General features: G+C 70.1%; 20 protein-coding genes and 1 tRNA gene. 18 read left to right on the forward strand and 3 right to left on the reverse strand.

All coding sequences use genetic code 11. The annotated features are described in order from the left end of the window. Positions 1-148 precede the first annotated feature (148 nt). From Q5762_RS14055 to Q5762_RS14095, 9 genes are all read left to right on the forward strand, one after another. Complete coding sequence (locus Q5762_RS14055) at positions 149-2569, forward strand: sodium-translocating pyrophosphatase (protein ID WP_315892397.1); 2421 nt, start codon at positions 149-151, stop codon at positions 2567-2569. A 187-nt stretch (positions 2570-2756) separates the two neighbouring features. Beyond that, positions 2757-3389 (forward strand): small secreted protein, encoded by a 633-nt coding sequence (locus Q5762_RS14060; protein WP_315892398.1) that lies wholly within the window; start codon positions 2757-2759, stop codon positions 3387-3389. A gap of 191 nt (positions 3390-3580) precedes the next feature. Next, positions 3581-5140, forward strand: coding sequence for a methyltransferase (locus tag Q5762_RS14065; protein WP_315892399.1), 1560 nt, complete (start codon positions 3581-3583; stop codon positions 5138-5140). 211 nt (positions 5141-5351) lie between these two features. Then, entirely contained in the window at positions 5352-5549 is a 198-nt protein-coding gene (locus Q5762_RS14070; RefSeq protein ID WP_315892400.1) for a hypothetical protein, read from the forward strand. A 282-nt stretch (positions 5550-5831) separates the two neighbouring features. Beyond that, on the forward strand, positions 5832-8666 hold the full coding sequence (gene topA / locus Q5762_RS14075) for a type I DNA topoisomerase (protein ID WP_315892401.1): 2835 nt from the start codon (positions 5832-5834) through the stop codon (positions 8664-8666). A 124-nt stretch (positions 8667-8790) separates the two neighbouring features. Continuing rightward, the gene (gene tmk / locus Q5762_RS14080; protein ID WP_315892402.1) at positions 8791-12198 is read left to right on the forward strand and encodes a dTMP kinase; all 3408 of its coding nucleotides are present in this window, start codon (positions 8791-8793) and stop codon (positions 12196-12198) included. Positions 12199-12295: 97 nt separating this feature from the next. Next, on the forward strand, positions 12296-13498 hold the full coding sequence (locus tag Q5762_RS14085; protein WP_315892403.1) for a DNA polymerase III subunit delta': 1203 nt from the start codon (positions 12296-12298) through the stop codon (positions 13496-13498). Between the two features lie 126 nt (positions 13499-13624). Next, positions 13625-15169, forward strand: a complete 1545-nt coding sequence (locus Q5762_RS14090; RefSeq protein ID WP_315892404.1) for an alpha/beta hydrolase — start codon at positions 13625-13627, stop codon at positions 15167-15169. A 97-nt stretch (positions 15170-15266) separates the two neighbouring features. Then, positions 15267-15340: transfer RNA gene (locus Q5762_RS14095), tRNA-Thr, on the forward strand. A gap of 139 nt (positions 15341-15479) precedes the next feature. Here the strand turns inward: Q5762_RS14095 and xerC are convergent. Further along, positions 15480-17135 carry a site-specific integrase gene (gene xerC / locus Q5762_RS14100; RefSeq protein ID WP_315892405.1) on the reverse strand — a complete coding sequence of 552 codons (1656 nt, stop codon included), beginning with the start codon at positions 17133-17135 and terminating at the stop codon, positions 15480-15482. Between the two features lie 84 nt (positions 17136-17219). Between xerC and Q5762_RS14105 the strand changes: the two genes are divergently transcribed. Together Q5762_RS14105 and Q5762_RS14110 are read left to right on the forward strand one after the other, a co-directional pair. Then, positions 17220-17483 carry a DNA-binding protein gene (locus Q5762_RS14105; protein WP_315892406.1) on the forward strand — a complete coding sequence of 88 codons (264 nt, stop codon included), beginning with the start codon at positions 17220-17222 and terminating at the stop codon, positions 17481-17483. 99 nt (positions 17484-17582) lie between these two features. Continuing rightward, the gene (locus Q5762_RS14110; protein WP_315892407.1) at positions 17583-18545 is read left to right on the forward strand and encodes a recombinase family protein; all 963 of its coding nucleotides are present in this window, start codon (positions 17583-17585) and stop codon (positions 18543-18545) included. On the opposite strand, the gene Q5762_RS14115 is transcribed toward Q5762_RS14110, so the two are convergent. Then, positions 18542-19306 (reverse strand): hypothetical protein, encoded by a 765-nt coding sequence (locus Q5762_RS14115; protein ID WP_315892408.1) that lies wholly within the window; start codon positions 19304-19306, stop codon positions 18542-18544. The two genes, Q5762_RS14110 and Q5762_RS14115, sit on opposite strands and share 4 nt — an antisense overlap. Positions 19307-19311: 5 nt before the next feature. Next, positions 19312-19854, reverse strand: coding sequence for a hypothetical protein (locus tag Q5762_RS14120; RefSeq protein WP_315892409.1), 543 nt, complete (start codon positions 19852-19854; stop codon positions 19312-19314). Positions 19855-20098: 244 nt separating this feature from the next. Here Q5762_RS14120 and Q5762_RS14125 point away from each other — a divergent pair, with 244 nt between their 5' ends. The 7 genes from Q5762_RS14125 (at position 20099) to Q5762_RS14155 (ending at position 26012) form a co-directional block, all read left to right on the forward strand. Then, positions 20099-20269 carry a hypothetical protein gene (locus Q5762_RS14125; RefSeq protein WP_315892410.1) on the forward strand — a complete coding sequence of 57 codons (171 nt, stop codon included), beginning with the start codon at positions 20099-20101 and terminating at the stop codon, positions 20267-20269. Between the two features lie 479 nt (positions 20270-20748). After that, positions 20749-21906 carry a ParB/RepB/Spo0J family partition protein gene (locus tag Q5762_RS14130; RefSeq protein WP_315892411.1) on the forward strand — a complete coding sequence of 386 codons (1158 nt, stop codon included), beginning with the start codon at positions 20749-20751 and terminating at the stop codon, positions 21904-21906. A gap of 296 nt (positions 21907-22202) precedes the next feature. Beyond that, positions 22203-22466, forward strand: a complete 264-nt coding sequence (locus Q5762_RS14135; protein ID WP_315892412.1) for a hypothetical protein — start codon at positions 22203-22205, stop codon at positions 22464-22466. Positions 22467-22662: 196 nt separating this feature from the next. Beyond that, the gene (locus tag Q5762_RS14140) at positions 22663-23064 is read left to right on the forward strand and encodes a hypothetical protein (RefSeq protein WP_315892413.1); all 402 of its coding nucleotides are present in this window, start codon (positions 22663-22665) and stop codon (positions 23062-23064) included. A 142-nt stretch (positions 23065-23206) separates the two neighbouring features. Further along, positions 23207-24547, forward strand: coding sequence for a hypothetical protein (locus Q5762_RS14145; RefSeq protein WP_315892414.1), 1341 nt, complete (start codon positions 23207-23209; stop codon positions 24545-24547). Positions 24548-24549: 2 nt separating this feature from the next. After that, positions 24550-25452, forward strand: coding sequence for a ParB/Srx family N-terminal domain-containing protein (locus Q5762_RS14150; protein ID WP_315892415.1), 903 nt, complete (start codon positions 24550-24552; stop codon positions 25450-25452). 26 nt (positions 25453-25478) lie between these two features. Then, complete coding sequence (locus tag Q5762_RS14155; RefSeq protein WP_315892416.1) at positions 25479-26012, forward strand: hypothetical protein; 534 nt, start codon at positions 25479-25481, stop codon at positions 26010-26012. The last annotated feature ends 21 nt before the right edge of the window (positions 26013-26033 follow it).

The raw sequence follows: 26033 nt of genomic DNA on the forward strand, positions 1-26033 counted from the left end.
CGATCATCTGTCAATGCTTTTGGCCCATTACCGCTTTCGGTGGGAAGATCGAGGCAATGGGGAATTCCGTTAGCGGCGCCCTGTTTTGATCAGGTTCTGCTCCCTACAATCCGTCCACATCTTGAGCTCGCAACGTCAAGGAGGACGAATGGCGGGGCTCTTCAACCCAGAACTGACCGGACACCCCACTTCTCTCGCCGCAGCGGTACTCACGGACGGGAACCGTACGATCGTGATCGTCATCGCGGTCGTCGCGCTGGCGGCCCTGGTCGTCGCCCGGCTGCTGGTACGCCAGGTGCTGGCCGCCGACGAGGGCACCGACTCGATGAAGGAGATCGCCGCCGCAGTGCAGGAAGGCGCCAACGCCTATCTCGCACGCCAGTTGCGCACACTAGGGATCTTCGCCGTAGTCGTGTTCTTCCTGCTGATGCTGCTGCCCGCCGACACCTGGTCGCAGCGCGCCGGACGTTCTCTGTTCTTCCTGGTGGGTGCGCTTTTCTCGGCGGCCACCGGATACATCGGCATGCGACTCGCCGTACGGGCGAATGTGCGAGTGGCCGCCGCGGCACGAGAGGCGACCCCGGCGCCGGGTGAACCGGAAAAGGATCTGACGGCCGTCTCGCACAAGGCCATGAAGATCGCTTTCCGTACCGGCGGAGTGGTCGGCATGATCACCGTGGGCCTCGGCCTGTTCGGTGCCGCCTGCGTCGTCCTCGTCTACGCGGCCGACGCGCCCAAGGTGCTGGAGGGCTTCGGCCTGGGCGCCGCTCTCATCGCCATGTTCATGCGGGTCGGCGGCGGCATCTTCACCAAGGCCGCCGACGTCGGAGCCGACCTGGTCGGCAAGGTCGAACAGGGCATCCCCGAGGACGACCCGCGTAACGCCGCCACCATCGCCGACAACGTGGGCGACAACGTCGGCGACTGCGCGGGTATGGCCGCCGACCTCTTCGAGTCGTACGCGGTCACCCTGGTCGCCGCCCTCATCCTCGGCAAGGCGGCCTTCGGCGACCTCGGCCTCGCCTTTCCGCTGATCGTCCCGGCGATCGGCGTGGTCACCGCGATGATCGGCATCTTCGCGGTCGCCCCGCGGCGCGCCGACCGCAGCGGAATGTCCGCGATCAACCGCGGCTTCTTCATCTCCGCCGTGATCTCCCTGGCCCTGGTCGCCATCGCGGTCTTCGTCTACCTGCCGTCCTCCTACGCCGACCTCAAGGGCGTCACCGAGGCCGGGATCCGCGACCACCCCGGCGACCCGCGGATCCTCGCCCTGGTCGCCGTGGCCATCGGCATCGTCCTGGCCGCGCTGATCCAGCAGCTCACCGGCTACTTCACCGAGACGACCCGGCGCCCGGTCAGGGACATCGGCAAGTCCTCGCTCACCGGCCCCGCCACGGTCGTCCTCGCCGGCATCTCCATCGGCCTGGAGTCCGCCGTGTACACGGCCTTCCTGATCGGCCTCGGCGTCTACGGGGCGTTCCTGCTCGGCGGTACGTCGATCATGCTGGCGCTCTTCGCGGTCGCCCTCGCCGGTACCGGTCTGCTCACCACCGTCGGCGTGATCGTCGCCATGGACACCTTCGGCCCGGTCTCCGACAACGCGCAGGGCATCGCCGAGATGTCCGGCGACGTCCAGGGCGCGGGCGCGCAGGTCCTCACCGAGCTCGACGCCGTCGGCAACACCACCAAGGCCATCACCAAGGGCATCGCCATCGCCACCGCCGTCCTGGCGGCGGCGGCGCTCTTCGGTGCGTACCGCGACGCCATCGCCACGGCCGTCACCGACGTCGGGGCGAAGGCCGGTGAGACGAACCTCTCCATGGACATCTCGCAGCCGAACAACCTCTTCGGGATGGTCCTCGGCGCCGCGGTCGTCTTCCTCTTCTCGGGGCTGGCGATCAACGCGGTGTCGCGTTCGGCCGGCGCGGTGGTCTACGAGGTGCGGCGGCAGTTCCGCGAGCACCCCGGGATCATGGACTACACCGAGAAGCCCGAGTACGGGCGCGTGGTCGACATCTGCACCAAGGACGCGCTGCGCGAACTCGCCACGCCCGGGCTGCTCGCCGTCCTTGCACCGATCGCGGTCGGCTTCACCCTCGGCGTCGGCGCGCTCGGTTCGTACCTCGCCGGCGCCATCGCGACCGGCACCCTGATGGCCGTCTTCCTCGCCAACTCCGGCGGCGCCTGGGACAACGCCAAGAAGCTCGTCGAGGACGGCCACCACGGCGGCAAGGGCAGCGAGGCGCATGCCGCGACCGTCATCGGCGACACCGTCGGCGACCCGTTCAAGGACACCGCGGGCCCCGCCATCAACCCGCTGCTGAAGGTGATGAACCTGGTCGCCCTGCTGATCGCGCCCGCCGTGGTGCAGTTCAGCTTCGGCGACGACGCGAGCGGCGGACTGCGGGCGCTGATCGCGATCCTCGCGATCGCCGTCATCGTCGGCGCGGTCTACGTCTCCAAGCGGCGCTCCGTGGTCGTCGGCGACGACGCGGACGACGACTTGGGTGACGAAGGCAACGCCGCGCGCCGCTCGGCCGCCTCGCCGGACGCGCCGGTCATCTCGTAACACCAGGTCAGAGGGCGGGCGGACAGCACGTGTTGACGTGCCGTCCGCCCGTCGCGCGTGTGGCGTGAGGCGTGTCTCCCTTGGTGCAATCGGCTGCAATAAGGGATGAATCCGTCGCACGAAAGGTGGATGTCGCCCGTTCGGCGTGTATGTTCCGGGGCCGAGAGCCTTGGAAGGGACCGATCCGTTGAACAAGAAGCTTGCTGTCGCGCTGTCCAGCGCCGCTGTACTGGTGCTCACGCTGTCGGGCTGCAGCGACGACGGCGACAAGGTGAACGACTGGGCCAAGACGGTCTGCGACCAGGCGAAGCCCCAGATCCAGAAGCGGGCCGACGCCCAGCAGCTGATCATCTCGACGGCCGCGGACGGCAAGCCGGCCGACATCCAGGCCGCCGACTCGAAGGCCTTCCAGGACATCGCCGACGCGGACCGCGCGCTCGCCAAGGCGATCGAGGGCGCGGGCGCGCCGCCGGTCGACAACGGCGAGAAGCTCCAGCAGGACGCGGTCAAGGAGCTCAACGCCACGGCCGTCGCCTACGAGGGGCTGAAGAAGCAGGTCGACGCGCTCGACCCGAGCAACCAGCAGAAGTTCGCGGACGGCCTCCAGGACGTCGCCGACGGCCTGAAGAGGATCGAGAAGATGGACCAGGACGCGCTGGCCAAGCTGCAGTCCGGCGAGCTGGGCACGGCCATGGCGAAGCAGCCGGGCTGCCAGAAGGCCACCCCGTCGCCCGCCGCGACCTCCCCGCAGCCGGGCTCCACCCCGTCGGAGAAGGCCTCCGCCAAGCCGTCGGGCTCCGCGAGCAAGAGCTCGGAGTAGCGACACCGACTGGCGCCGCGTGAGCCGGTCGGCCGCGTGAGGCGGTCGTACGAAGGCCCCGGGACGAGCACGCCTCGCCCGGGGCCTTCGCACGCGCGCGTGGAGCCGCCTTTGCCGGTCCGGGACTTCGGGACGGGCGGGACGGGCGGGGCTGACGCGGCATTGTCGGTGGCGGCCGCCACAATGGTGGGGTGAGTACGACCAGCCTGACCTCCCGCCTCCCCGTCCCCGCGCGCGCCGCCCGGCTCCGCGAGGCCCTGCTCGCCGCCGAGTTCACCGCCGACGGCCTCCTCGAACTGCTCGGCGCCCCCGCCTATGCCGCGCTCGCCCGCAGCGAGACCGTGCCCGCGCTGCGGGCCACCCGGGGCGACTCCTCGCTGGAGACCCTCGTACGGCTCTTCCTCCTCCAGCGCCCCGTCTCCCGCGCCCGCGCCGCCGCCGCGCTGCCGCTGGCCGAGTGCCTGGAGGACGGCTGGCTGGTCCCGCTCGCCGAGGACGGTGACCACGAGCCCGGCGGCCAGGAGGCCCAGGAAGTCGGTGCCACCGTCGACATCCGGCCGTACGGCGGGCCCGACGGGCAGGACTGGTTCATCGTCTCCGACCTGGGCTGCGCCGTCGGCGGGGCCGGCGGCATCGGCAGCAAGGACGAAGGGGTGGTCCTCGGTGTCGGCGGCGCCTCCACCACGCTGGCCGGCATCACCGTCCGTACGCCGGTGTCCTCCGCGCTCGACCTCGGCACCGGCTCCGGCATCCAGGCCCTGCACGCCGCCCAGCACGCCACGCTGGTCACCGCGACCGATCTCAACCCGCGCGCCCTGGACTTCACCCGCCTCACCCTCGCGCTCTCCGGGGCCCGCGAGGCCGAGCTGCTCCAGGGCTCGCTCTTCGAGCCGGTCGACGGCGACACGTACGACCTGATCGTCTCGAATCCGCCGTTCGTCATCTCCCCCGGCGCCCGTCTCACCTACCGCGACGGCGGCATGGGCGGCGACGACCTGTGCCGCACGCTCGTCCAGGAGGCGGGGGAGCGGCTCAACGACGGCGGATACGCCCAGTTCCTCGCCAACTGGCAGCACGTGGACGGCGAGGAGTGGCAGGACCGGCTGCGCTCCTGGGTGCCGCGCGGCTGCGACGCCTGGATCGTGCAGCGCGAGGTCCAGGACGTCACCCAGTACGCCGAGCTGTGGCTGCGGGACAGCGGCGACCACCGTTCGGACCCGGCCGAGTACGCGGTGCGGTACGGGGCGTGGCTGGACGAGTTCGAGGCCCGGAAGACCAAGGCGGTCGGCTTCGGCTGGATCACCCTGCGCAAGAACGCGGCGGTGGCCTCGGGCGCCGTCGAGCCGTCCATCGTGATCGAGGAGTGGCCGCACCCGGTCGAGCAGCCGCTCGGCGACACCGTGCTCGCCCACTTCGAGCGCCAGGACTACCTGCGGTCGCGCGACGACGCGGCCCTGCTCGCCGACCACTTCACCCTCGCGCCCGAGGTGATGCAGGAGCAGGTCGGGCTGCCGGGCGCCGAGGACCCGGAGCACGTGGTGCTGCGGCAGAACCGCGGCATGCGGCGCGCGACCAAGGTGGACCACGTCGGCGCCGGATTCGCGGGCGTCTGCGACGGGACGCTCAGCGCGGGCCGGATCCTGGACGCGATCGGCCAGCTGATGGGCGAGGACCCGGTGCTGCTGCGGGACCGCACCCCGCAGGCCATCCGGCTCCTGGTGGAGGAGGGCTTCCTGCTCCCGTCGGCTTGATCCGGTCGGCTCGATCCGGTCGGCCTGATTTCGGCGACCTCGGTGCGATGTGACGAACGAGTCGCGTCGGGGTGGGGCACTACCGGCCATATTCGTGAACCCGTCCGGGACCGTCCGCGTCGTTCACCCGGAATTCGCACCCAGGACGCCGGGAGGTGCCAGCCTCGGCCTCCAGGGCCATGGGGGCGTGGGAAGGGAACGGGGTACGGGCATGGAGAGCGGGCCTGCGATCTTCGCCGGAACGGCGTTCGCGCTGTTCGGAGCCGCACTGCTGCTGTGGACGGGGGTCCGCGTGGCCCACCGTGAACCGGTCGCGCAGGGGGTCGCCACGCCGGTGGCCGCGACCCTGACGACGATCTTCGGACTCACCTTCCTTCTTCTCGGGGTGTGGTGCTTCGGCCGCGTCTGAGGCGGCCGGGACGCGGGTCCCGACGGGGGTCCGGACGCGGTGTGACGAGGTCGTTCCGCTTACTCCCGCCCCACCGGACCGGGAGTCCGGGCGGCAGGAATGCCAGGAGTCGGGTTACCGTTCGAGTGGCCGTTGCGGGCTTTCGCCGTTTGACACGGGGGCGGGTTGTACCGTCACACTCCGCAGCGACGGCAGCGTCACCGTGTGTGCCGCCGCTGTGCGAACCGGCGGATTGCCGGCGCCGTACGTGCCACCGAGCGTCGACCGGAGAGAAGAGCGAAGTTGTCCCCGACCAGCGAGACCGCACAGGGCGGCCGCCGACTCGTCATCGTCGAGTCGCCTGCCAAGGCGAAGACGATCAAGGGCTACCTCGGCCCCGGCTACGTCGTCGAGGCGAGCGTCGGGCACATCCGCGACCTCCCCAGCGGCGCCGCCGAGGTGCCCGAGAAGTACACCGGCGAGGTGCGCCGCCTCGGTGTCGACGTCGAGCATGACTTCCAGCCCATCTACGTCGTGAACGCCGACAAGAAGGCGCAGGTCAGGAAGCTCAAGGAGCAGCTGGCCGGGGTCGACGAACTCTTCCTCGCCACCGATGAGGACCGCGAGGGCGAGGCCATCGCGTGGCACCTCCTCGAAGTCCTGAAGCCCAAGGTCCCGGTCCACCGGATGGTCTTCCACGAGATCACCAAGGACGCGATCCAGGAAGCCGTCCGCAACCCGCGCGAGCTGAACAAGCGCATGGTGGACGCCCAGGAGACCCGCCGCATCCTCGACCGGCTGTACGGCTACGAGGTCTCGCCGGTCCTGTGGAAGAAGGTCATGCGCGGCCTCTCCGCCGGCCGCGTCCAGTCCGTCGCCACCCGGCTCGTCGTCGAGCGCGAGCGCGAGCGCATCGCCTTCCGCTCCGCCGAGTACTGGGACCTCACCGGCACCTTCTCCACCGGCCGCGCCGGCGACCCGTCCGACCCGTCGTCGCTGGTCGCCCGCCTGAACACGGTCGACGGCAAGCGCGTCGCCCAGGGCCGGGACTTCGGCTCCGACGGCCAGCTGAAGACCGCGAACATCCTCCACCTCGACGAGGAGAAGGCGCGGGCGCTCGCCGCCTCGCTCGCCGACACCTCGTTCAGCGTCCGGTCGGTCGAGTCGAAGCCGTACCGCCGCTCCCCGTACGCCCCGTTCCGTACGACGACCCTCCAGCAGGAGGCGAGCCGGAAGCTGGGCTTCGGCGCGAAGGCGACCATGCAGGTCGCCCAGAAGCTGTACGAGAACGGCTTCATCACGTACATGCGTACGGACTCCACCGTCCTCTCCGACACCGCCGTCTCGGCGGCCCGCGCGCAGGTCACGCAGCTGTACGGCGCCGACTACCTGCCGGAGAAGCCCCGCGTCTACGCGGGCAAGGTCAAGAACGCGCAGGAGGCGCACGAGGCGATTCGCCCTTCGGGTGATCGTTTCCGCACCCCGGCGCAGACCGGTCTGACCGGCGACCAGTTCCGGCTCTACGAGCTGATCTGGAAGCGGACCGTCGCCTCCCAGATGAAGGACGCGACCGGAAACTCGGTCACGGTGAAGATCGGCGGCCGGTCGGCCGACGGCCGCGACGTCGAGTTCAGCGCCTCCGGCAAGACGATCACCTTCCACGGCTTCATGAAGGCCTATGTGGAGGGGGCCGACGACCCGAACGCCGAGCTGGACGACCGTGAGCGTCGGCTGCCGCAGGTCGCCGAGGGCGACGCGCTGTCCGCCGACGAGATCACGGTCGACGGCCACGCGACCAAGCCGCCGGCCCGCTACACCGAGGCCTCGCTGGTCAAGGAGCTGGAAGAGCGCGAGATCGGCCGCCCGTCGACGTACGCGTCGATCATCGGCACGATCCTGGACCGCGGCTACGTCTTCAAGAAGGGGACGGCGCTCGTCCCGTCGTTCCTCTCCTTCGCCGTGGTCAACCTGCTTGAGACGCACTTCGGCCGGCTCGTCGACTACTCCTTCACCGCCAAGATGGAGGACGACCTCGACCGCATCGCCCGGGGCGAGGCCCAGGCCGTGCCGTGGCTGAAGCGGTTCTACTTCGGTGAGGGCGAGGGCTCCGGCGCCAGCGGCGGCGCGGCGGACGCCGGGAACGGCGACGGCGACCACCTCGGCGGTCTCAAGGAGCTGGTGACCGACCTCGGCGCGATCGACGCCCGTGAGATCTCCTCCTTCCCGGTCGGCGACGGCATCATGCTGCGCGTCGGGCGGTACGGCCCGTACGTCGAGCGGGGCGAGAAGGACACCGAGGAGCACCAGCGGGCGGACGTGCCCGAGGAGCTCGCGCCCGACGAGCTGACGGTGGCGTACGCCGAGGAGCTGTTCGCCAAGCCGAGCGGCGACTTCGAGCTGGGCGTGGACCCGGTCAGCGGCAACCAGATCGTCGCGAAGGACGGCCGGTACGGCCCGTACGTCACCGAGATCCTGCCCGAGGACACCCCGAAGACCGGCAAGAACGCGGTGAAGCCGCGCACCGCCTCGCTCTTCAAGTCCATGGCGCTCGACACGGTCACGCTGGCGGACGCGCTCAAGCTGATGTCCCTGCCGCGCGTGGTCGGCGTGGACGCGGATGGCGTCGAGATCACGGCGCAGAACGGCCGCTACGGCCCGTACCTGAAGAAGGGCACGGACTCGCGCTCGCTGACGGACGAGGAGCAGCTCTTCACGATCACGCTGGAGGAGGCGCTCGCGATCTACGCGCAGCCCAAGCAGCGTGGCCGGGCGGCCGCGAAGCCGCCGCTGAAGGAGCTGGGCACCGACCCGGTCAGCGAGAAGCCGGTGGTCGTCAAGGACGGCCGCTTCGGCCCGTACGTGACCGACGGCGAGACGAACGCGACCCTGCGGACCGACGACAGCGTCGAGACGATCACGCCGGAGCGCGGCTACGAGCTGCTCGCCGAGAAGCGGGCCAAGGGGCCCGCGAAGAAGACGGCCAAGAAGGCGCCCGCGAAGAAGACGGCCGCCAAGAAGGCCGCGCCGGCGAAGAAGACGGCGGCCAAGAAGACGGCCGCGAAGAAGACGACGACGGCGAAGACGGCCGCGGCGAAGAAGACGACGGCCGCGAAGAAGACGGCGGCGAAGTCGGAGTAGTCCGCTTGTGCGGTGTGTAAGGGGCGGGGGTCATGGACCCCCGCCCCTTACGCGTTCTGTCACAGCCCGACGTTTGTTCGGATGGAGGCCTCGGGGAGTCAGAGGGTCCGGATAGGGTGGACGGATGACGCGAGCAGAGCAGCCAGACTCCGACGTCGCGCTTGTCGCAGACTCCCGGGAGCGCGCCGTACGGGCGCTTTTGCGCCATCAACCGTTGCGACGGTTGTGGAGCGCCCAGTTCGTCGGAGGGACGGCCGACGCACTTGCCGTGCTCGTCCTGGTGCTGCTGGGCTATCAGGTCGCCGTCTCCGAGGGAGCCCTCGGCGGTGGGGCCAGAGGTGCCGCGTTGGCCGTGGCCGCCGTGATCGGCGCTCGATTGCTGGCCTCCGTGGTGTTCGGGGCCGTTCTGCTCGGCCCGCTCACCCAGCTGACCGGGCCCGACGGACCTCTCGACCGGCGCTGGACCATGATCGGGGCCGACGCCCTGCGAATCGCGCTCCTCGTGATCGCGCCCCTGTGGATCGACTGGACCCCGTCCAGCGCCCTGTGGTTCCTGCTCGGCACCGTCTTCGTCGCGGGCGCCGCCGAACGGCTGTCGACCGTCGCCCGCGAGGGCGCGGCCCCCGCGCTGCTGCCCGCGCCGCCCCTGGAGGGCGCCGCCGTGCGCCCGCTGCCGGACCACCTCGACGCGCTGCGCCGGCTGTCGCTGCGTACGGGCTTCCTGTCCGTACCGGCCGCCGCCGCCGCGCTCCTCGGGGCCACCCTGCTGAGCAACCTGCTCGGCGCCGGCATCGACTGGTTCACGCTGCACCAGGCCGCCCTCGGCTCGTACGTCGCCGCAGGCCTGTTCGCCGCCTCCGTCTCCGTCCTCTACTTCATCGAGCTGCCCGGCGGGCAGACGCCGAGGCCGCGCTCGCCGCTTGAGGGCCTGCGCCGCCCCACCGCCGAGAAGGGCCGCACGGGCGCGGTCGGACTGCTCGTGATCGCCTGCGCCACGGTCGCCGGAGCGATCGCCGCCGCGGCCGCGGTCTCCGTCCTGCACGCGTACGACCTCGGCGGCGGCCCGGTCACCTTCGCGCTGCTGATCCTGGCGCTGAGCGGGGCCACCGCCGTCGGCATCCGGACCGCCCCCGCCGTCCTCACCGTGCTCTCCCGCCGCCGGCTCCTCGCCCTCGCGATCGCCCTCACCGGTGTCGCGCTGCTCGCGATGGGCCTCGTGCCGGACACGGCCACGGTGCTGCTGCTCGCCGTCCTCGCCGGGTACGCGGCCGGGGTCGCCGCCAACACCGGCCACACGCTCGTCGACCAGGAGACCGAGGAGGCCCGGCGCCCCCGGGTCACCGAGCACCTGCAGGCCGTCGTCCGGGTCGGCATGGCCGTCGGCGCGCTCGGCGCGCCGCTGCTCGCCGCCGCGATCGGGCCGCACCGGATGGCCTCCGGCTCCTTCGTCTTCGCCCACGGCGGCGCCGCGTTCACGCTGATGCTGGTCGGCGCGCTGCTGCTGCCCGTCGCGGCCCTCGTCCTGGCCAAGACCGACGACCGGGCCGGCGTACCGCTGCGGCGTGACCTGCGGGACGCGCTGCGCGGCGCCGACCCGGCGCAGGCGCCCGCCCCGACCGGCTTCTTCATCGCCCTGGAGGGCGGCGACGGCGCCGGCAAGTCCACCCAGGCCGAGGCGCTCGCCGAGTGGATCCGCGCCAAGGGCCACGAGGTCGTCGTCACCCGCGAACCGGGCGCCACCCCGATCGGCAAGCGGCTCCGCTCGATCCTGCTGGACGTCTCCAGCGCCGGGCTCTCGAACCGCGCCGAGGCGCTGCTGTACGCGGCCGACCGCGCCGAGCACGTCGACTCGCTGGTCAAGCCCGCCCTGGAGCGGGGCGCCGTGGTGATCTCGGACCGGTACATCGACTCGTCCGTGGCCTACCAGGGCGCCGGGCGCGACCTGTCGCCGACCGAGATCGCCCGGATCAACCGCTGGGCGACCGGCGGGCTCGTCCCGCACCTGACCGTGCTGCTCGACGTCTCGCCGGAGGCGGCGCGGGAGCGGTTCACCGAGGCACCGGACCGGCTGGAGTCCGAGCCGCCGGAGTTCCACGCGCGCGTGCGGGCCGGTTTCCTCGCCCTCGCCGCCGGTGACCCCGGCCGCTACCTCGTCGTCGACGCCGCCCAGGAGCCGGAGGCGGTCACCACCGTCGTACGGCACCGGCTCGACCGGATGCTGCCGCTCTCCGAGGCCGAGGTGAAGGCCCAGGAGGAGGCGCGCCGGAAGGCCGAGGAGGAGGCCAGGCGCAAGGCGGAGGAAGAGGCCGCGCGCAAGGCCGAGGAGGAGCGCCTGGAGCGTGAGCGCCAGGCACAGCTCGCCAAGCTCCGTGCCGAGGAGGAGGAGCGCAAGCGCCAGGAGGAGGAAGAGGCGCGCCGCCGCGAGGCCGAGCGCCAGGCCGAGGAGGCCCGCCGCCGCGCGGAGGAGGCCCGGCTCGCCGCCGAGGAGGAGCGCAAGCGGCGCGAGGCCGAGGAGAAGGCCCGCCGCGCCGAGGAGGAACGCCGCCGCAAGCAGGCCGAGGAAGAGGCCCGGCTGCGCGCGGAGGCGGAGGAACGCCGCCTGGAGAAGCAGCGCAAGGCCGAGGAGGCCCTGCTGCGCGCCGAGGAGGCCCGACGTCTGGCCGAGGCCGCCGCCGCGAAGGCGGCGGAGGAAGCGGCACGGAAGGCCGCGGCGGAGGCCGCGGCTGCTGCCGAGGCGGAACGGGCCGCGCAGGCGGCGGCTGCCGCTGAGGCGGCGAAGGTCGCCGAGGCCGAGAGGGCCGCGCAGGCGGCTGCGGCGGCGAAGGCCGCGGAGGCGCGCAAGGCGGCTGAGGCGAAGGCGGCGGAGGCCCGTCGTCTGGCCGAGACCGAGAGGGCGGCGCGTGAGGCGCAGGCCGCTCGGGAGTCGGCTCGGGCCGCCGAGGAGTCGGCGCGTGAGGCGCGGGCCGCTCGCGAGTCGGCTCGGGCCGCCCAGGAGTCGGCGAACGAGATCACCGTCCCGACCCCGGTCGTGAAGCCCGAGGCGCGGCGCGACGAGGACGCCGAGGTGACGCGGACCGTGCCCGTCGTGTCGCCCAACGAGGTCACCGTCCCCACGCCGATCGTGCGGCCGGACGCTCCTCGGCCCGAGGAGCAGACCACGGTTCTCCGCCCGGTGCGCGACGCGGAGGAGACGACGGTTCTGCCGCAGATGCCGGCGGCCGAGGAGCCGGCCGCGGACGAGACGACGGTGCTGCCGAAGGTGCCCGCCGCCGACGAGACGGCCGTTCTGCCTCCCGTACGGGACACGAACCCGGCCGACCGGGTTCCGCCGGGCATCTTCCGTGACGAGCCGGACGCCGGGTCGAACGACCGGACGCGCGAGCTGCCCCAGCTCGACGAGCAGGGCCGCCCGAAGCGCCGTTCCGACTGGGCGGAGGAGACCCCGCTCGACGACCTCCCGTCCCTGGCGGACGAACTCCTCGGCCCGCACGACGACGAGAACGACGGCCGCAGGCGGGGCAGGGGCCGCTGACGGGAGGGCAGGCGCCTTCCTGCGGACCGGTGTGTCAGAGGGGTGCCCCACAATGGAGGGCGTACCTGGGCACCTGGGGCGTACCGGAGGAGGGCACATGGCCGTATGGGACGACCTCGTCGGGCAGACGCGGGTCGAGGAGCAGTTGGCCGCCGCCGCGCGGGACGCCGACGCGTTCGTGACCGCCCATGCCGTCGGCGCACCCGAGCCCGGGGCGTCCAAGATGACCCACGCCTGGCTCTTCACCGGGCCCCCGGGCTCCGGCCGGGCGACGGCCGCGCGGGCCTTCGCCGCCGCGCTGCAGTGCGTGAGCCCGGACCGGGCGCTGGGCGGGGCGCCCGGGTGCGGATTCTGCGACGGCTGCCACACCGCGCTCGTCGGGACCCACGCCGACGTGGAGGTCGTCCGCACGGACCTGCTCTCCATCGGTGTGAAGGAGACCCGTGAGCTCGTCCGGCGCGCCCAGCTCTCCCCGGCGGGCGGCCGCTGGCAGGTGATCGTCCTGGAGGACGCCGACCGGCTCACCGAGGGCGCGGGCAACGTGCTCCTGAAGGCGGTCGAGGAGCCCGCGCCGCGCACGGTCTGGCTGCTCTGCGCGCCGTCCCTGGAGGACGTGCTGCCCACCATCCGCTCCCGCTGCCGCCACCTGACCCTGCGGACGCCTCCGGTGGACGCGGTCGCCGACGTGCTCGTACGCCGGGACGGCATCGAGCCCCAGGTCGCGGCGGCCGCCGCCCGCGCCACCCAGGGCCACATCGACCGCGCCCGCCGGCTGGCCACCGACGAGCGCGCCCGGGCCCGCCGGGCCGTCGTCCTCAAGCTGCCGCAGCGGGTCGGCGACGTCGGCGGCTGCCTCAAGGCGGCCCAGGAGCTGATCGACGCGGCCGGCGAGGACGCCAAGCAGGTCGCCGAGGAGATCGACACCAAGGAGACCGAGGAGATGAGGACCGCGCTCGGCGGTGGCCAGGGCGGCCGGATGCCGCGCGGCACGGCGGGCGCGATGAAGGAGCTGGAGGAGCGCCAGAAGCGCAGAAAGACGCGTACGCAGCGCGACAGCCTGGACCTCGCGCTCACCGACCTCACCGGCTTCTACCGCGATGTGCTGACCCTCCAGCTCCGGGCGCGGACCCCGATCGCCAACGAGGACGTACGGGACGCGGTGGAGCGGATCGCCCGCGACACGGCGCCCGAGCGGACCCTGCGCCGCATCGAGGCGGTGCTCGCCTGCCGCGACGCACTGGACCGGAACGTGTCCCCGCTGCTCGCGGTGGAGGCGATGACGATGTCGCTGCGCGACTGAGCGGGGGCGATGGCCAGGGCGCTGCGCGACCGAGCGAGGGGGGACGACGACGGCGCTGCGCGACCGAGCTCTCGGCGGCCGGGCGCGATTGGACACGGTCCGTACTCGTACGGATACGCTCCGGGAATGGACTCCAGGCGTTTGCTCCGTATGTCCGCCACGGCCCTCGCGGCAGCCGGACTGATCCTCTCGGGTTGCACCGGCGGAAGCGATGCCGCCGCACCCGCGGGCCCGTCGTCGGCCACGTCGGCGGCCACACCGGACCCGGCCCTGCGGAGTTTCTACGCGCAGAAGCTCAGCTGGCGCGACTGCGGTGTGCCGAGTTTCCAGTGCGCGACGCTCCGGGCCCCGCTCGACTACGCGAAGCCGGCGGCGGGTGAGATCAAGCTCGCCGTCTCCCGGATCGCGGCCACCGGCCCCGGGAAGCGCCTCGGCTCGCTCCTGGCCAACCCGGGCGGCCCCGGCGGCTCAGCGGTCGGGTACCTCCAGGGGTACGCGGGCATCGGCTACCCCGCCCCGGTCCGCGCCCGGTACGACATGGTCGCCGTCGACCCGCGCGGGGTGGCCCGCAGCGAACCCGTCGAGTGTCTGACGGGCCCGCAGATGGACACGTACACCCAGGTCGACCAGACCCCCGACGACACGACCGAGACCACCACCCTGACGACGTCGTTCAAGGGTTTCGCGGCGGGCTGCGCGAAGCGTTCGGGGGCGGTCCTGCCGCATGTCTCCACGGTCGAGACGGCCCGTGACATGGACATCCTGCGCGCCGTGCTCGGCGACCAGAAACTGAACTACGTCGGCGCCTCGTACGGCACCTTCCTGGGCGCCACGTACGCCGAACTCTTCCCCGGTCGCGTCGGACGGCTGGTCCTGGACGGGGCGATGGACCCGTCACTGCCCGCGATCGACCTCAACCGCGACCAGACGGCCGGCTTCGAGACCGCGTTCCGCGCCTTCGCGGCCGACTGCGTCCAGAAGCCGGACTGCCCGCTGGGCACGGACTCCGTCGACGCGGCCTCCGACAACCTGAAGGCCTTCTTCCGTACGGTCGACGCCGAACCGCTGCCGACCAACGAGAGCCGGAAGCTCGGCGAGTCCCTGGCCACCACCGGGGTGATCGCGGCGATGTACGACGAGGGCGCGTGGCCGCAGCTGCGCGAGGCGCTGACGCGGGCGATGGGCGGCGAGGGCTCGGGTCTGCTGGCCCTGGCCGACGCGTACTACGAGCGCGAGGCGGACGGCACGTACGCGAACCTGATGTTCGCCAACGCCGCCGTGAACTGCCTGGACCTGCCGGCGGCCTTCACCGGCCCGGCGGACGTCGAGAAGGCGGTCCCGTCCTTCGAGAAGGCGTCCCCGGTCTTCGGCGAGGGCCTCGCCTGGGCGGCCCTGAACTGCGCCTACTGGCCCGTCCCGCCGACCGGCAACCCGCACCGCATCACCGCCGAGGGCGCGGCCCCGATCGTCGTCGTCGGAACCACCCGCGACCCGGCGACCCCGTACAAGTGGGCCCGTTCCCTCGCGGACCAGCTCTCCTCCGGCACCCTCCTCACGTACGAGGGCGACGGCCACACGGCGTACGGCCGCGGCAGCGACTGCATCGACTCCGCGATCAACACCTACCTCCTCGCCGGCACACCCCCGAAGGACGGCAAGCGCTGCACGTGAGGGGTGGCGTGGACCACGTGGAGGGTGGTCGGGAGCACCCCTGGAAACTGTGTAGACTTGGCGAGGCCGCTGCGCCCAACATGGGAACGCACGGCATGCCGCCTTAGCTCAGTTGGCCAGAGCAACGCACTCGTAATGCGTAGGTCTCGGGTTCGAATCCCGAAGGCGGCTCTGTAGAAGCCTCAGGACTCACTCGCCGTGACCTGGGGCTTTTGCTTTTCCTTGACCGAGGAAGGCCCCTCCGAGTTGATCTCGGAGGGGCCTTCCTCATGGTCTGCGTGAGCGATGGGAACGCCCTGGGAACATGCCGTCAGGCGGCGTCCTGGTCGGGAACATCCCGGTGTTCACCGGCGTCCCCTCCGTCCTGCTCCTCCTCGTTCTCCGCTTCCGCTGCCGCGGGCTCGTTCTCCGCCTCGGGCTGCGGGATCACGCGCTTGCGTGCGCGAGGCACAACGGAGACGGTCGCTTCGGCGGCCTCGCGCTCGACCTCTGCCAGGACGGTGGTGTAGATGTCCGAGGTGACGCGGATCGAGGAGTGCCCGAGCCTGCGCTGCACGGCGACCATGGCAACACCAGCGCGCAGGGCGAGCGTTGCTGAGCCGTGCCGGAGGTCATGCAGCCGGATCGGCGGAAGATCGGTCTTCTTGTAGAGGCGTTCGAAGCGGTCGGAGAAGTACTGCGGGTGGTACTCCGTACCGTCCTCAAGAGTGAAAACCCGGCCGCTGTCGGTCCATTCGCCCGTGGTTTCGAGCCACTCGTTCTTCTCGGCTTCCTGGCGGGCGCGCCACCAGCGCAGAAGGGCGATCGTGTCCTCGTCCAGAGCGATGTCGCGGATGTTGTCGGACTTGGGGGTGTCCTCGTGCGGCTCGTACGCGACAGTGACGATCTCCTCCGTGATGTGGATCACGCCGGCGTCGAGGTCCACTTCCGCCCAGGACAGGGCGCAGGCTTCACCGCGGCGCAGGCCGAGGAAGGCGATGACGACCCACAGCGGGTAGAGCCGGTCGTAGACCACGGAGTCGAGGAACGTGCCGGTCTGCTCTGGCGTCCAAACCATGACGGGGGAGGGCTTCTTGCCTGTCTTGCGCCACGCTTCGACGCGGGCGGGGGTCCACTCCAGGGCCTTGGCCTTGCGTATGCGAGGCGTCTGGACCAGGGCTGCCCAGTTGTCGGTGATCATCCGGCGCTTGCGGGCGTCTTCGAGGGCTGAGCTGAGCGCCATCTTGATGCGGTGCTGTGTCGCGGGACCGGTTTCGCGGCGCGGGAGCGCGAGGGCGGCCTTCAACGCTGCCTTGGCTTCGATCCAGGTTTTCCTGAGCTGCGGGTCGCGAGGGGCGATGGCGTCGCGCCAGGCTGCGTGCGCCTTCTGCTCGGCCTCGCGGCCCAGTTGGGCCGCCTCCTGGTTCTTCTCCTTCACCTTGTTCTCGGCCTGGATGGCGGCGAACATCTCTTCTATGTGGCGGGGGCGCAGCTCGCGGAGCTTGATGTGCCCGAGGTGCGGCGTGAAGTACAGGCGCAGGTAGTCCTCGTAGCCGTTCCTGGTGGTGGCCTTGAGGTCGTGCTGGTTGTCGAGCCAGCGGCGCAGATACTCACTGACGGTCTCGTCGGACAGGACGTCGACTCCCGCCTGTGCGTCCCGGTAGACCTTGGCTGCTTCGGCGGCTGCCTTCTCCTGGGTCTTGAACCCGCCCTTCTTGGCTCGGCGACGCTTGCCGCCGGGGCCCGCGGGAATCTCGATGGAGTAGTACCAGGAACCGTGGTCACGCCGCTTGAGCTTGGGGCACCGCTTCTCCAGGTAACCGATCTTGGGGGAGCCATCCTCGTTGAGGATCGGTTTGCCTGCCTTGTCGATGAGTGGGCCCTTGCAAGCGCACCGCTGGTAGGTCTTGTCCTTGAACACGGGTCTCCCCTGGGCGGCTGGCTGGCTGCCAGCGATCGTGCGGATGGTGTGGATCTCGGCGTGCAAGATCGTTCTCCATCTTGCTGGGGCTGTCGGACACTGTTGTAAAGTCAGCTTCAAGTTGGCGCGGGGGAGATTGCGACCAACGAAATGACTGCTCAGGAAGCGGGCGGGCAGGCTTCGGCCGGAGCGATGGGTCTGGAGGAGCTGTTGGCTCTCCCGGCCACGGTCAACGTGACAACTGCCGCGCGTGCTCTGGGAATCGGCCGCGACAAGGCGTACGAGTTGATCCGCACAGAGGGCTTCCCTGTCCGGACGCTCGCGCTGGGCGGCACGGTCCGGGTGCCGACGGCGGAGCTGTGGAAGGTCCTCGGCGTGGAGCAGCGGCGGCGGGGTACCGGGGTGAGTGCGTGATCGGCATGTGCGATGTTGAGGTGTTCGTTTGTTTCTACAACCGTGTGACCTATCTCGGGTAAATTAGTACGAGCCAGGGGGTCGGCAGAGGGGCGAGAGATGGCAAGGCTGTACGGCTTTGAGGACATGGCGTACCGACGGGTGCGCGAGAGTGAGGCGGAGGTCCTGCGGGCCGCCGCCTCCCGGCGTCTGCTCCAGCAGAGTTACGACGCCATCGTGGAGTGGATGAACGCCGAGGGGCATCGCACCACGCGCGGCGGTCTGTGGAGGCCGGCGGTGCTCGCATCCGTCCTCGATCACCCGGCCATCGCCGGTTGCGAGGAGGACGAGAACGGCAACCTCATCGAGACGGGCGGCCCCGCGATCATCCCTTTGGCGGACTTCAAGGCCATCCGCGCCATGCGCCGCACAGGGCGGGCCGAGCAGCGTGAGTACCTGGTCCCTGGTGCGCTCGGCGTCTGCGGCCTGTGCGCCTGCGCGCTGGGGGCCTCGCCCACGGCCGCAGGCACTCGCGGCTACCGGTGCTCACCCAGTACGGCACAGCACCCAGGAGGGTGCGGCAGGGTGCGCATCATGGCCGACCTGCTGGAGACGTACCTGGCGGAGCACGTGCTGGCGGAGTTGGCCAAGCCGGAGGTCAGCGCGCTGATCAGCCAGGCGCGAGACGAAGTGCTGGCCCAGGCAGCTGCCCTGCGCAAGGAAGCAGCCGCCGCGCGCAGTCGGCAGAACAAGCTGGGAGAGGACTACGCGAGGTCGCCGGACATCACGCTCAAGACGTTCCGGTCGGCTGACCAGGAACTCAAGCAGATGGTCCGCGAGAGCGAAGCGCAGGCGCGTTTCCTGGAGCAGGTCAAGCACGTGCCTGTGGGTGATGTCCCGAACCTCGTGCGGTGGTGGAAGCACGCGCCGATGAACGCGAAGACGGGTGTCCTGGTCCTCATGCTGGAGCAGGTGGCGGTGTACCCGGCCGCGTCCAGGGGCTCGCGCACCGTGGACGCTGACCGGGTGGCACTGCGGTGGCGTCAGTGGGGGGTTGCAGAAGAGAGCAAGGAGTCTGCTTAGACCTTGCTGCCCGCGTTCCGTTGGCTGAGCTTGACGCTGACCGTGGCCATGGTGAGGCCGATGGCCACGCACCCGATGCATAGCCCCGCCAAGGCGGGGCTGATGGCGTTTTCCCAACTGAGGGGCCAGGCGTGGCCGTTTTCGTACGCGAGCAGGTAACTGCCCCGGCTGATGGTGTAGGCGACGCCGAATGCGGCCCCTGCCGACGCGATGGCGAGTCCGTTAGCAGCGGGGCGTCCCTGGCGCCGGATTTCGCGGGCGAGCTTGCTGGAGCGGAAGGTGACCTCCGCGCCTGCGGCGGCTGAGGCCCCGAGGTATGTCAGGAGATAGAGCCGCACATCGCTGCTTTCCGCGTACGCGGTGGACAGGTCCTGGTGCACGGTGTCGGCGCGGTGGAACTGCCAGATCATGAGCCCGACGACCGCGCACGCGAACCCGAGGCGCAGGGCGATGCCGGCGTGGTGTGCCGTGGAGTACTCCCAGTCGATGATCATGATTTGGAGGCTCGCGCAGAAGATGACCGCCGCCACGTCTGACACGAGGGAGGACACCTCGTTGGAGGCGGCGATGCGGTCAACTGCGTCGGCGATTGTGGGGATCGCCAGTAGCGAGCCGAGGAAGCAGGCCGTCAGGGCAGCCAGGTGGGCCCGGCGGGCTATGCGGTAGGTGGACTTGTGGCGGCGTTCGTATGCGCAGCGCAGGGATATGGCGGTACTGAGCGATGTGAGCACCACGCAGAGGCCGAAGATCGGGCCTTCCAAGAGGTTCAGCGTCCTTCCAAGTAGTCCGCTGCCCGCTCAGCGGCTTCTTCCAGGCTCAGTCGGCGACGCGGTCGCCCCTCGCGGGGCTGGTCGACGCCGGGGGGAGGTGGGGGGATCGCGGGGACATCTTCAGACAGTCCCGCGCGACGACGACTCTCCCGGAGCATCGTCATGATTTCTAGAATGTCCTGCACCTCAAGGCCCTGCATTAAACGTATGACTTCGCGGGCTTCGGGCCGCTCCACGAACACGGTGAGCGCCGCGAGGTCGTCCCACTCCCGTCCGGGCAGCAGGAAGGCGGCCGGGGCGTCGAGTGCCTGGGCGAGAGCGGCGACCGTAGACGACGTGGGGTTGCTACTGGTGCCGTTCAGCAGGCTGTTGACCTGACCGTGTGAGAGACGAGGTTTGCGCTGGCCTGCCTGTGCGCTCGCATCTGCAACGTCGCGGGCGCTGGGGGTGAACCCGTCGGGGTCGCGGCGCAGGCGCAGCAGGGCGAGCAACTTCGCGCTCAGGCTCAGCGGTTGGGGCCGGTCAGGGGTGTCTGCCATATCCGTCTTCTCTGGCCGTGTCGTATGCTCGCCGCAGGTGACTGGCCGGTAACAATCGTCCTTGGCTCTACAGTACCCCCTGGTCGGAGGGGTTATAGGGTTCATCGGACAGTTTCTCGGGGAGCGGCCGGCTGTTGTGTGGCGGGCACCGGCGCGCTCCCGCGCCTGACTTGGGCGGGCGCGCCGAGGGAGTCGTATCTGGGCGGGCGAAGGCGGCGCGCACGCCGTTCACGGGAGGAATCGCATGTCCGAGCTTGATGAGCAGTGGATCGCCGAGTTGGCGAAGAAACCCTCGCAGATGCTCCGGGGTGGAGCAGGTCCGGGGGCGCTCAACGAAGCGCGCAAGGTGCTGGAGTGGCAGGCCCTGATGCATCGACGGAAACAGGGCCCGAGCGCGCAGGAGGATGACGGCTGATGAGCTGTCGGGCGACGCCGCGCCCGTCTCCATCGAGATAGATGACATTCTCTAGGTCGTGTTGTAAGTTCTGACGTGCCGGTGCGGGCACAGCAGCCGCAGGACCCCGCATCTGGCAGCGTCGTGATGAGCGACGTCCTTCCCTGCTCCTCGCGGGTGGCCGACCCCCCGCGCCCCGCCCGCGAGGAGCTGGCCGTATCGGTGCGGTCGTTGGGGTGCGTGATGGGAGTGGAGCCCGTCGTGGTCGTGAGGCCATGGCGGGCTCGCTTCATGTCCGGGCTCAGCCCTCTTCGCACCCCCCCCGCCCGAGGTGCGCGCGGCATCCGCCGGCGCGCGGCCCGCAATTCAAGGAATTGAATTCCTGAAATTAAAAGGAATTCCCTCTTGAATTGGCGGTAATTGGGATTAAGATATAAGTGTAAGAACAAAGGGAAAACCCCAAAGGAATGGTTTTCCGGAATGAGAAAGGCGCGGGAATAATGTTCGCAGACCTCCAGATTGACCAGATCGCCGCCAACCCCGGGCAGCCCCGCAAGTTCTTCGACGAGGACAAGCACAAGGAGCTGAAGGGCAGCATCGAGGAGAACGGCCTCCTTCAGCCGGTCGTCGTCCGGCCCGTCGAGGACGGCGACACCCCCTACATGCTGATCGCGGGCGAGCGCCGGTGGCGGGCCTGCAAGGCCGCCGGCCTGACCGTCATCCCGGCGAACGTCCTTGAAGACACCGACGACGAGAAGGCGTACGTCCTCGGCATCGCCGAGAACGTCGGCCGCGCCGACATGACGATCATGGAAGAGGCCGGAGCGTACGCCGACCTCAAGGCCGCAGGCTGGGAGCCCCTGAAGATCGCCAAGCAGTTCGGCAAGACCGAGACGGCCATCAAGTGGCGGCTGGGCCTGCTCACCCTGCGCAAGGAGGTCGCCGAGATGGTCGACCGGGGCGAGATCAAGAACAACCTTGCCTGGCACATCGCCCAGCTCAACCCCGGCAATCAGATGGTCGCCGCCAGCCGCTACGTGCGCGGCGACTTCGACTCCGAGGCCGAGGCCCAGCACTTCGCCAACGCGCTCAAGATGATGGAGCAGCAGACCTCCTTGACCAACGAGAAGGCTCCGAGCGCCGAGGAGACGGAGAAGCGCAAGAAGCAGAAGGCCAAGGCCAAGGACGGGCTGGGCAAGGCAGAAGAGGTCCTGCTCCCCCTGCTGGAGGAGCTGGCGGAGAAGAAGCCGGAGGACCTGGCCGTCATCCTCGGCGACGACCTGTCCCGCCACATCAAGGTGGTCGGCAAGCTCTACAGCCAGGTCCAGCTGGTCCGGAACCTCCTCAGCAAGGCTCAGGGCATCCAGCGGGCCATGGCTGAGGAGTTCAACAAGAAGGCGCTGGAGGTCCAGCAGGAAGCGGCCAAGGAGAAGCGGGAGGCCAAGAGCGACCCGAAGCCGGAGGCCCAGCCGAAGCCGGTCGCGAAGAAGGCGGCGGCCAAGCCCGCGGCCAAGCCTTCAGGGGCTGCGCGCACACAGAACCGCCCGGCGGCCGGGACGGCAAGCAAGACCACCCCGGCGCGCAAGGTCCCCGCTCAGAAGAAGGTGGAGCCCACCGCCGAGGTGGCCAAGAAGGCGGAGCCCGCGACGGCGAAGTGAGACGGAGGGGGCCCGGCACGGGCCCCCTCCCTTCTTCTCTCCACAGCGGAGGGCGCGGCCTGGGGGACACCCGGCCGCGCCCTCCGCCTGCCGCTCCTCCGGAGCAAGCATTCAAGGCACCTAATTCCCGCCACCGGAATTCGATGAAATCAATTCCGGTGGAATATGTACCAGGTTGCTGAATTCCAATAAGATATAAGCAAGGAAAGGGAAATTCCCTCACAGGTTAGGGGTAAGAAATGACGGAAAAGGCAACACTGGACTCCGTTGGAATTCACCAGGTCAGGCCGGAGTACGTGGACTGGAAATCAAAGTCGGCCCACCCCGGGATCCGTCAGATCGCCGCCCACCTCTCGCGCCTCCTGGCGGAGTCGAGGGAACTCGTATCGGGCCCGGCCTCGGAACTGGTCCTGGACGTGGAGGAAACCACGGCATCGCAGTACTCCAACGAGACCAACCGGGTCCTCCGCGTCACGGCCGACTGCGAGGGCGGACCGGTGGCCTTCGATGTCGTCATGCAGCTCGCGGCCCCCACCTCCTTCACGTCCCCCTACAGGTAAGTGGCGTAGCCGGTCTGGCGTACCAGCCAGACCGGCCAGCGTCGTCGGTCAAGCCGGGCCCGCAGGGGGAGTCCTCCCTGCGGGCCCGGTGCCGCTCGGGCCCGCTCGGGTCCGAGCGGATGGCGCCGAAGGAATCCGGGCCCGCCGGCACCGCCGCGCACGCCCGGTCGCTGAGCAGCACGAAAGGAACAGCTGCGTGCTAACCCTGTTCACCAACCGCTATCAGGCGTACCAGCCCCCGCAGGGGGTGCCGGTGCGCATCACGCTGGGCGCTCCCCGCTTCAAACTCCCCTACTCCCTCACCCATGCGGTGCGGGAGCTCGCGCCACGTAGGGACTACCTCTCCTTGCCCGAGCCGGAGTTCACCAAGTCGTACCGAGCGGACCTTGACCGGCTCGGCCCCGCACGGATCGCGGAGCGGCTGAAGGAGATCGCAGAAGCGGAGAGTGATCACAGGCTGGTCCTGCTCTGCTTCGAAGACCTGTCCAAGCCGGCTCTGTGGTGTCACCGGCGAACCTTCGCCTCCTGGTGGAAAGACCTCACGGGTGACGAGGTGCGGGAGCTGTCCCCCATGGTCGACCAAGGCACCTTGATGTGAGCGGTGGAACCGTACTCGCTAGATAGATGACATTATTTCAAGGGGCTCTGTGCTCCTTGTGTTAGGTTCCAGCACAGCGCCCGGCCCGGCACCCCCCAGGCCGGGCGTTGCCGTTTCGTGCCAGCCGCCCAGGAGGCGAGAGATGTTCCAGGGCACCATCCCAGGCCCCATGCGCGCCATCGTGCGCGAGACCGCAGACAGGTGGCCGCGCGGTGAGGTCTACGTCCCGTGCTGCGGGAACTTCACCATCGAACGGTCCCTGGCCGGCATGGGGTTCGCGCTCCACTCCTCGGACGTGTCCATCTACACCACCGCCATCGGCCGGTGGCTCACCGGACAGCCGGTCGGCATCCAGCTCCGCGAGGAGAGCACGGATCAACTCGGCTGGCTCGCAGACTCCTTGGACGACGGCGTGGGCACGGTGGCCGCGATGATGCTGGGCACGCGCTTCCTCGCCAGCGTCGGCCGCGAGGGGCTGTGGCATCAGCGGGTGGTGCGCTCCTACCGGGACCAGTGGAAGGCCAAGCACGCCGAGACTGTCGAGCGGCTGTCGGGCTCGGATGTGGCTCTGGCCTCCTATGAGGTGGAGGACGTGCGCAGCTGGTTGAAGAAGGTTCCGGCGGACGCTCCGGTGTGCTCCTTCCCTCCCTTCTACGGTGGCGGGTACGAGAAGCTGTACGAGCCGCTGAACGAGCACTTCACCTGGGATGCGCCTCAGTACGAGCCGCTGTCGGATGCCGATGTGGTGGATGTCCTCGGCGTGATCACCGACCGGCCGTACTGGCTCACCGCCTCGAACCACGACGTGCCGGAGTTGCAACCGTTCTTGCGCGGGGTCATCAAGGCCACCCCGCGTGCCGCTCCCTTCTACGTCTACGCCTCCGAGGCCCCGACGCGGGTCGTCTCGCCCCGACAGCCGATCGAGCCGGTCACCGCTCCTCGGCTGCGGGGTGGTGAGGAACTGGGCGGGCCGCTGTCGCTGGCGTTGCTCAAGCCGGGCCAGTTCAACGCGCTGCGCTCCCGGTACCTCAACCCGCGCATCGCGCCCGGTGCAGCGAACCTCGCGGTCGCGGTGAAGGACGGCGGCGGCCGGATCTTGGGCGTTTTCGCGATGGCTCCGAGCACCTTCGTTCCCGACGAGGCGTATGTGCTGTCCGACTTCGCTGTCGCGCCGACCGACTACGCCCGGCTGTCGAAACTCATCGTCCTCGCCGCCACCAGTAGCGAGGCGCAGCGCCTGTGCCAGCGGGCGTTCTCCCGGCGGATCAGGACGGTGGCCACGACGGCGTTCAGCAACAACCCGGTCTCGATGAAGTACCGCGGGCTGCTGCGGCTGACGAAGCGCGGCCCGTCGAACGAGGAGGGCTGGAAGTACCAACTCCAGTACCGGGGCGCGATCGGTGAACACAGTCTCGCCGAGGCCCTGGAGCAGTGGGCGAAGCGGTGGGGCGCCCGTGACACGACGACGCAGACAGGAGTCTGATCATGGAGCAGTCCACGCCGCTCGCCCCGCCGCAGATGGTGGAGGGCGATCCGCGCGCGCTGACGCTGCTGGACATCAACGCGCGGTTTCTGCCGCACGAGCAGTTCCGGCAGTTGGTCGCGAACGTCAAGAGGGATGGCCACCTGACCTCGACGCCGCTGGTGTGGAACGACACCGAGAGCGGGCGGCTGATCGTGCTGTCCGGGAATCACCGGACGCTTGCGGCGATCGAGGCCGGCCTGTCCACGATCTGGTGGATGCAGATAGACGAGCCCCTGCCCCGCCAGCGGCAGATCGCACTCCAGCTCTCCCACAACGCGATTGCGGGCCAGGACGATCCGGCGATCCTCAAGGAGCTGTACGACGAGCTGGAGAACGTGGAGTGGCGGCAGTACACGGGCCTGGACGACAAGACACTGGACCTGCTGGAGAAGGTGGACGTCTCCAGCCTTGGTGAAGCGAACCTCGACTTCGCGTCCGTGCAGTTCATGTTCCTGCCCGATGAGCTGGAGCGCGCTGAGGCAGCCTTCGATGCCGCACGGGCCACGGGCTCGGCGGATCAGCGGTGGGTGGCGGCTCTGGAGCAGTACGAACCGGTCCTCGATGCGCTGGAGACGTCACGGGCCGCGTACAAGATCGGCAACTCGGCCACCGCCCTCGGCGTGATCCTCGCCGTGTTCGAGCGGCACCTTGGCGAACTGGCCGAGGGCTGGTTCCACGCCGCCTCCGGTGAGCCGAACCGGAAAGGAACCGCGCCGCTGGAGACGGTGTTCGGCGTGCGGGAGATCCCCGTGGAGACCGCGGCCATCGTGCGGGCCGCGATCGACCGGTTGGTGAAGGACGGCAGCGTGCCGGCGTCCGAGCCGTGGCGTGCCCTGGAAAACCTTGCTGGCCAGGGGTGCTAGTAGGGCCGTTGGCCAGGAGGTGAGCGGTGGCTGAGGGCCCCGTTGAGCCCTGGGAGCGGCAGAGCGGTGAGTCCCCCCAGGCGTTCGAGGCGTTCGCCGCATACCGCGATCTCGGCCCCGTACGGAGTCTGACGAAAGCGGCACGCGAGTTGGATAAGTCCCGGACCCTGCTGGGCCGCTGGTCGCGGCAGTACGCGTGGGTGATGCGGGCGAGTGCGTACGACCGCGAGCAGGACCGAGTGTTCCTGGCGGAACAGCAGCAGGCGCGTCGTGATATCGCCCGTCGGCACGCCAAGTTGGCGCAGGCGTTTCTGGGTAAGGCGGTCGCCCGGCTTCAGGGTCTGGACCCGCGCGAGCTGTCGCCGGGCGAGCTGCTGCGGTACTTCCAGGTCGCCGCCGAGATCGAACGTCGGGCGGCTGGCGAGGAACCGGCGGGCGCGGTGGCGCAGGACAGCGCCGATGGACCTGACCTTGGGTCGCTGAGCGATGAGGACCGCAGGAGTCGCATGGATCTGCTGCGCCGTGAGCTGGAGCGGCGCCTGGCGGAGGACTGTCGATGAGCCGCGGGTGGGCGAAGCGGC

It is taken from the genome of Streptomyces sp. P9(2023) (assembly GCF_032436795.1).
In the GTDB taxonomy this organism is placed as follows: domain Bacteria; phylum Actinomycetota; class Actinomycetes; order Streptomycetales; family Streptomycetaceae; genus Streptomyces.

What these genes read in the sequence shown, in the direction of transcription:
- Q5762_RS14120 (WP_315892409.1), bottom strand. Translation starts at nt 19,854, where the DNA reads ATGGCAGACACCCCTGACCGGCCCCAACCGCTGAGCCTGAGCGCGAAG.
- Q5762_RS14070 (WP_315892400.1), top strand. Translation starts at nt 5,352, where the DNA reads ATGGAGAGCGGGCCTGCGATCTTCGCCGGAACGGCGTTCGCGCTGTTC.
- Q5762_RS14085 (WP_315892403.1), top strand. Translation starts at nt 12,296, where the DNA reads ATGGCCGTATGGGACGACCTCGTCGGGCAGACGCGGGTCGAGGAGCAG.
- Q5762_RS14145 (WP_315892414.1), top strand. Translation starts at nt 23,207, where the DNA reads ATGTTCCAGGGCACCATCCCAGGCCCCATGCGCGCCATCGTGCGCGAG.
- Q5762_RS14105 (WP_315892406.1), top strand. Translation starts at nt 17,220, where the DNA reads ATGACTGCTCAGGAAGCGGGCGGGCAGGCTTCGGCCGGAGCGATGGGT.
- Q5762_RS14150 (WP_315892415.1), top strand. Translation starts at nt 24,550, where the DNA reads ATGGAGCAGTCCACGCCGCTCGCCCCGCCGCAGATGGTGGAGGGCGAT.
- Q5762_RS14110 (WP_315892407.1), top strand. Translation starts at nt 17,583, where the DNA reads ATGGCAAGGCTGTACGGCTTTGAGGACATGGCGTACCGACGGGTGCGC.
- Q5762_RS14130 (WP_315892411.1), top strand. Translation starts at nt 20,749, where the DNA reads ATGTTCGCAGACCTCCAGATTGACCAGATCGCCGCCAACCCCGGGCAG.
- Q5762_RS14090 (WP_315892404.1), top strand. Translation starts at nt 13,625, where the DNA reads ATGGACTCCAGGCGTTTGCTCCGTATGTCCGCCACGGCCCTCGCGGCA.
- Q5762_RS14125 (WP_315892410.1), top strand. Translation starts at nt 20,099, where the DNA reads ATGTCCGAGCTTGATGAGCAGTGGATCGCCGAGTTGGCGAAGAAACCC.
- tmk (WP_315892402.1), top strand. Translation starts at nt 8,791, where the DNA reads ATGACGCGAGCAGAGCAGCCAGACTCCGACGTCGCGCTTGTCGCAGAC.
- Q5762_RS14055 (WP_315892397.1), top strand. Translation starts at nt 149, where the DNA reads ATGGCGGGGCTCTTCAACCCAGAACTGACCGGACACCCCACTTCTCTC.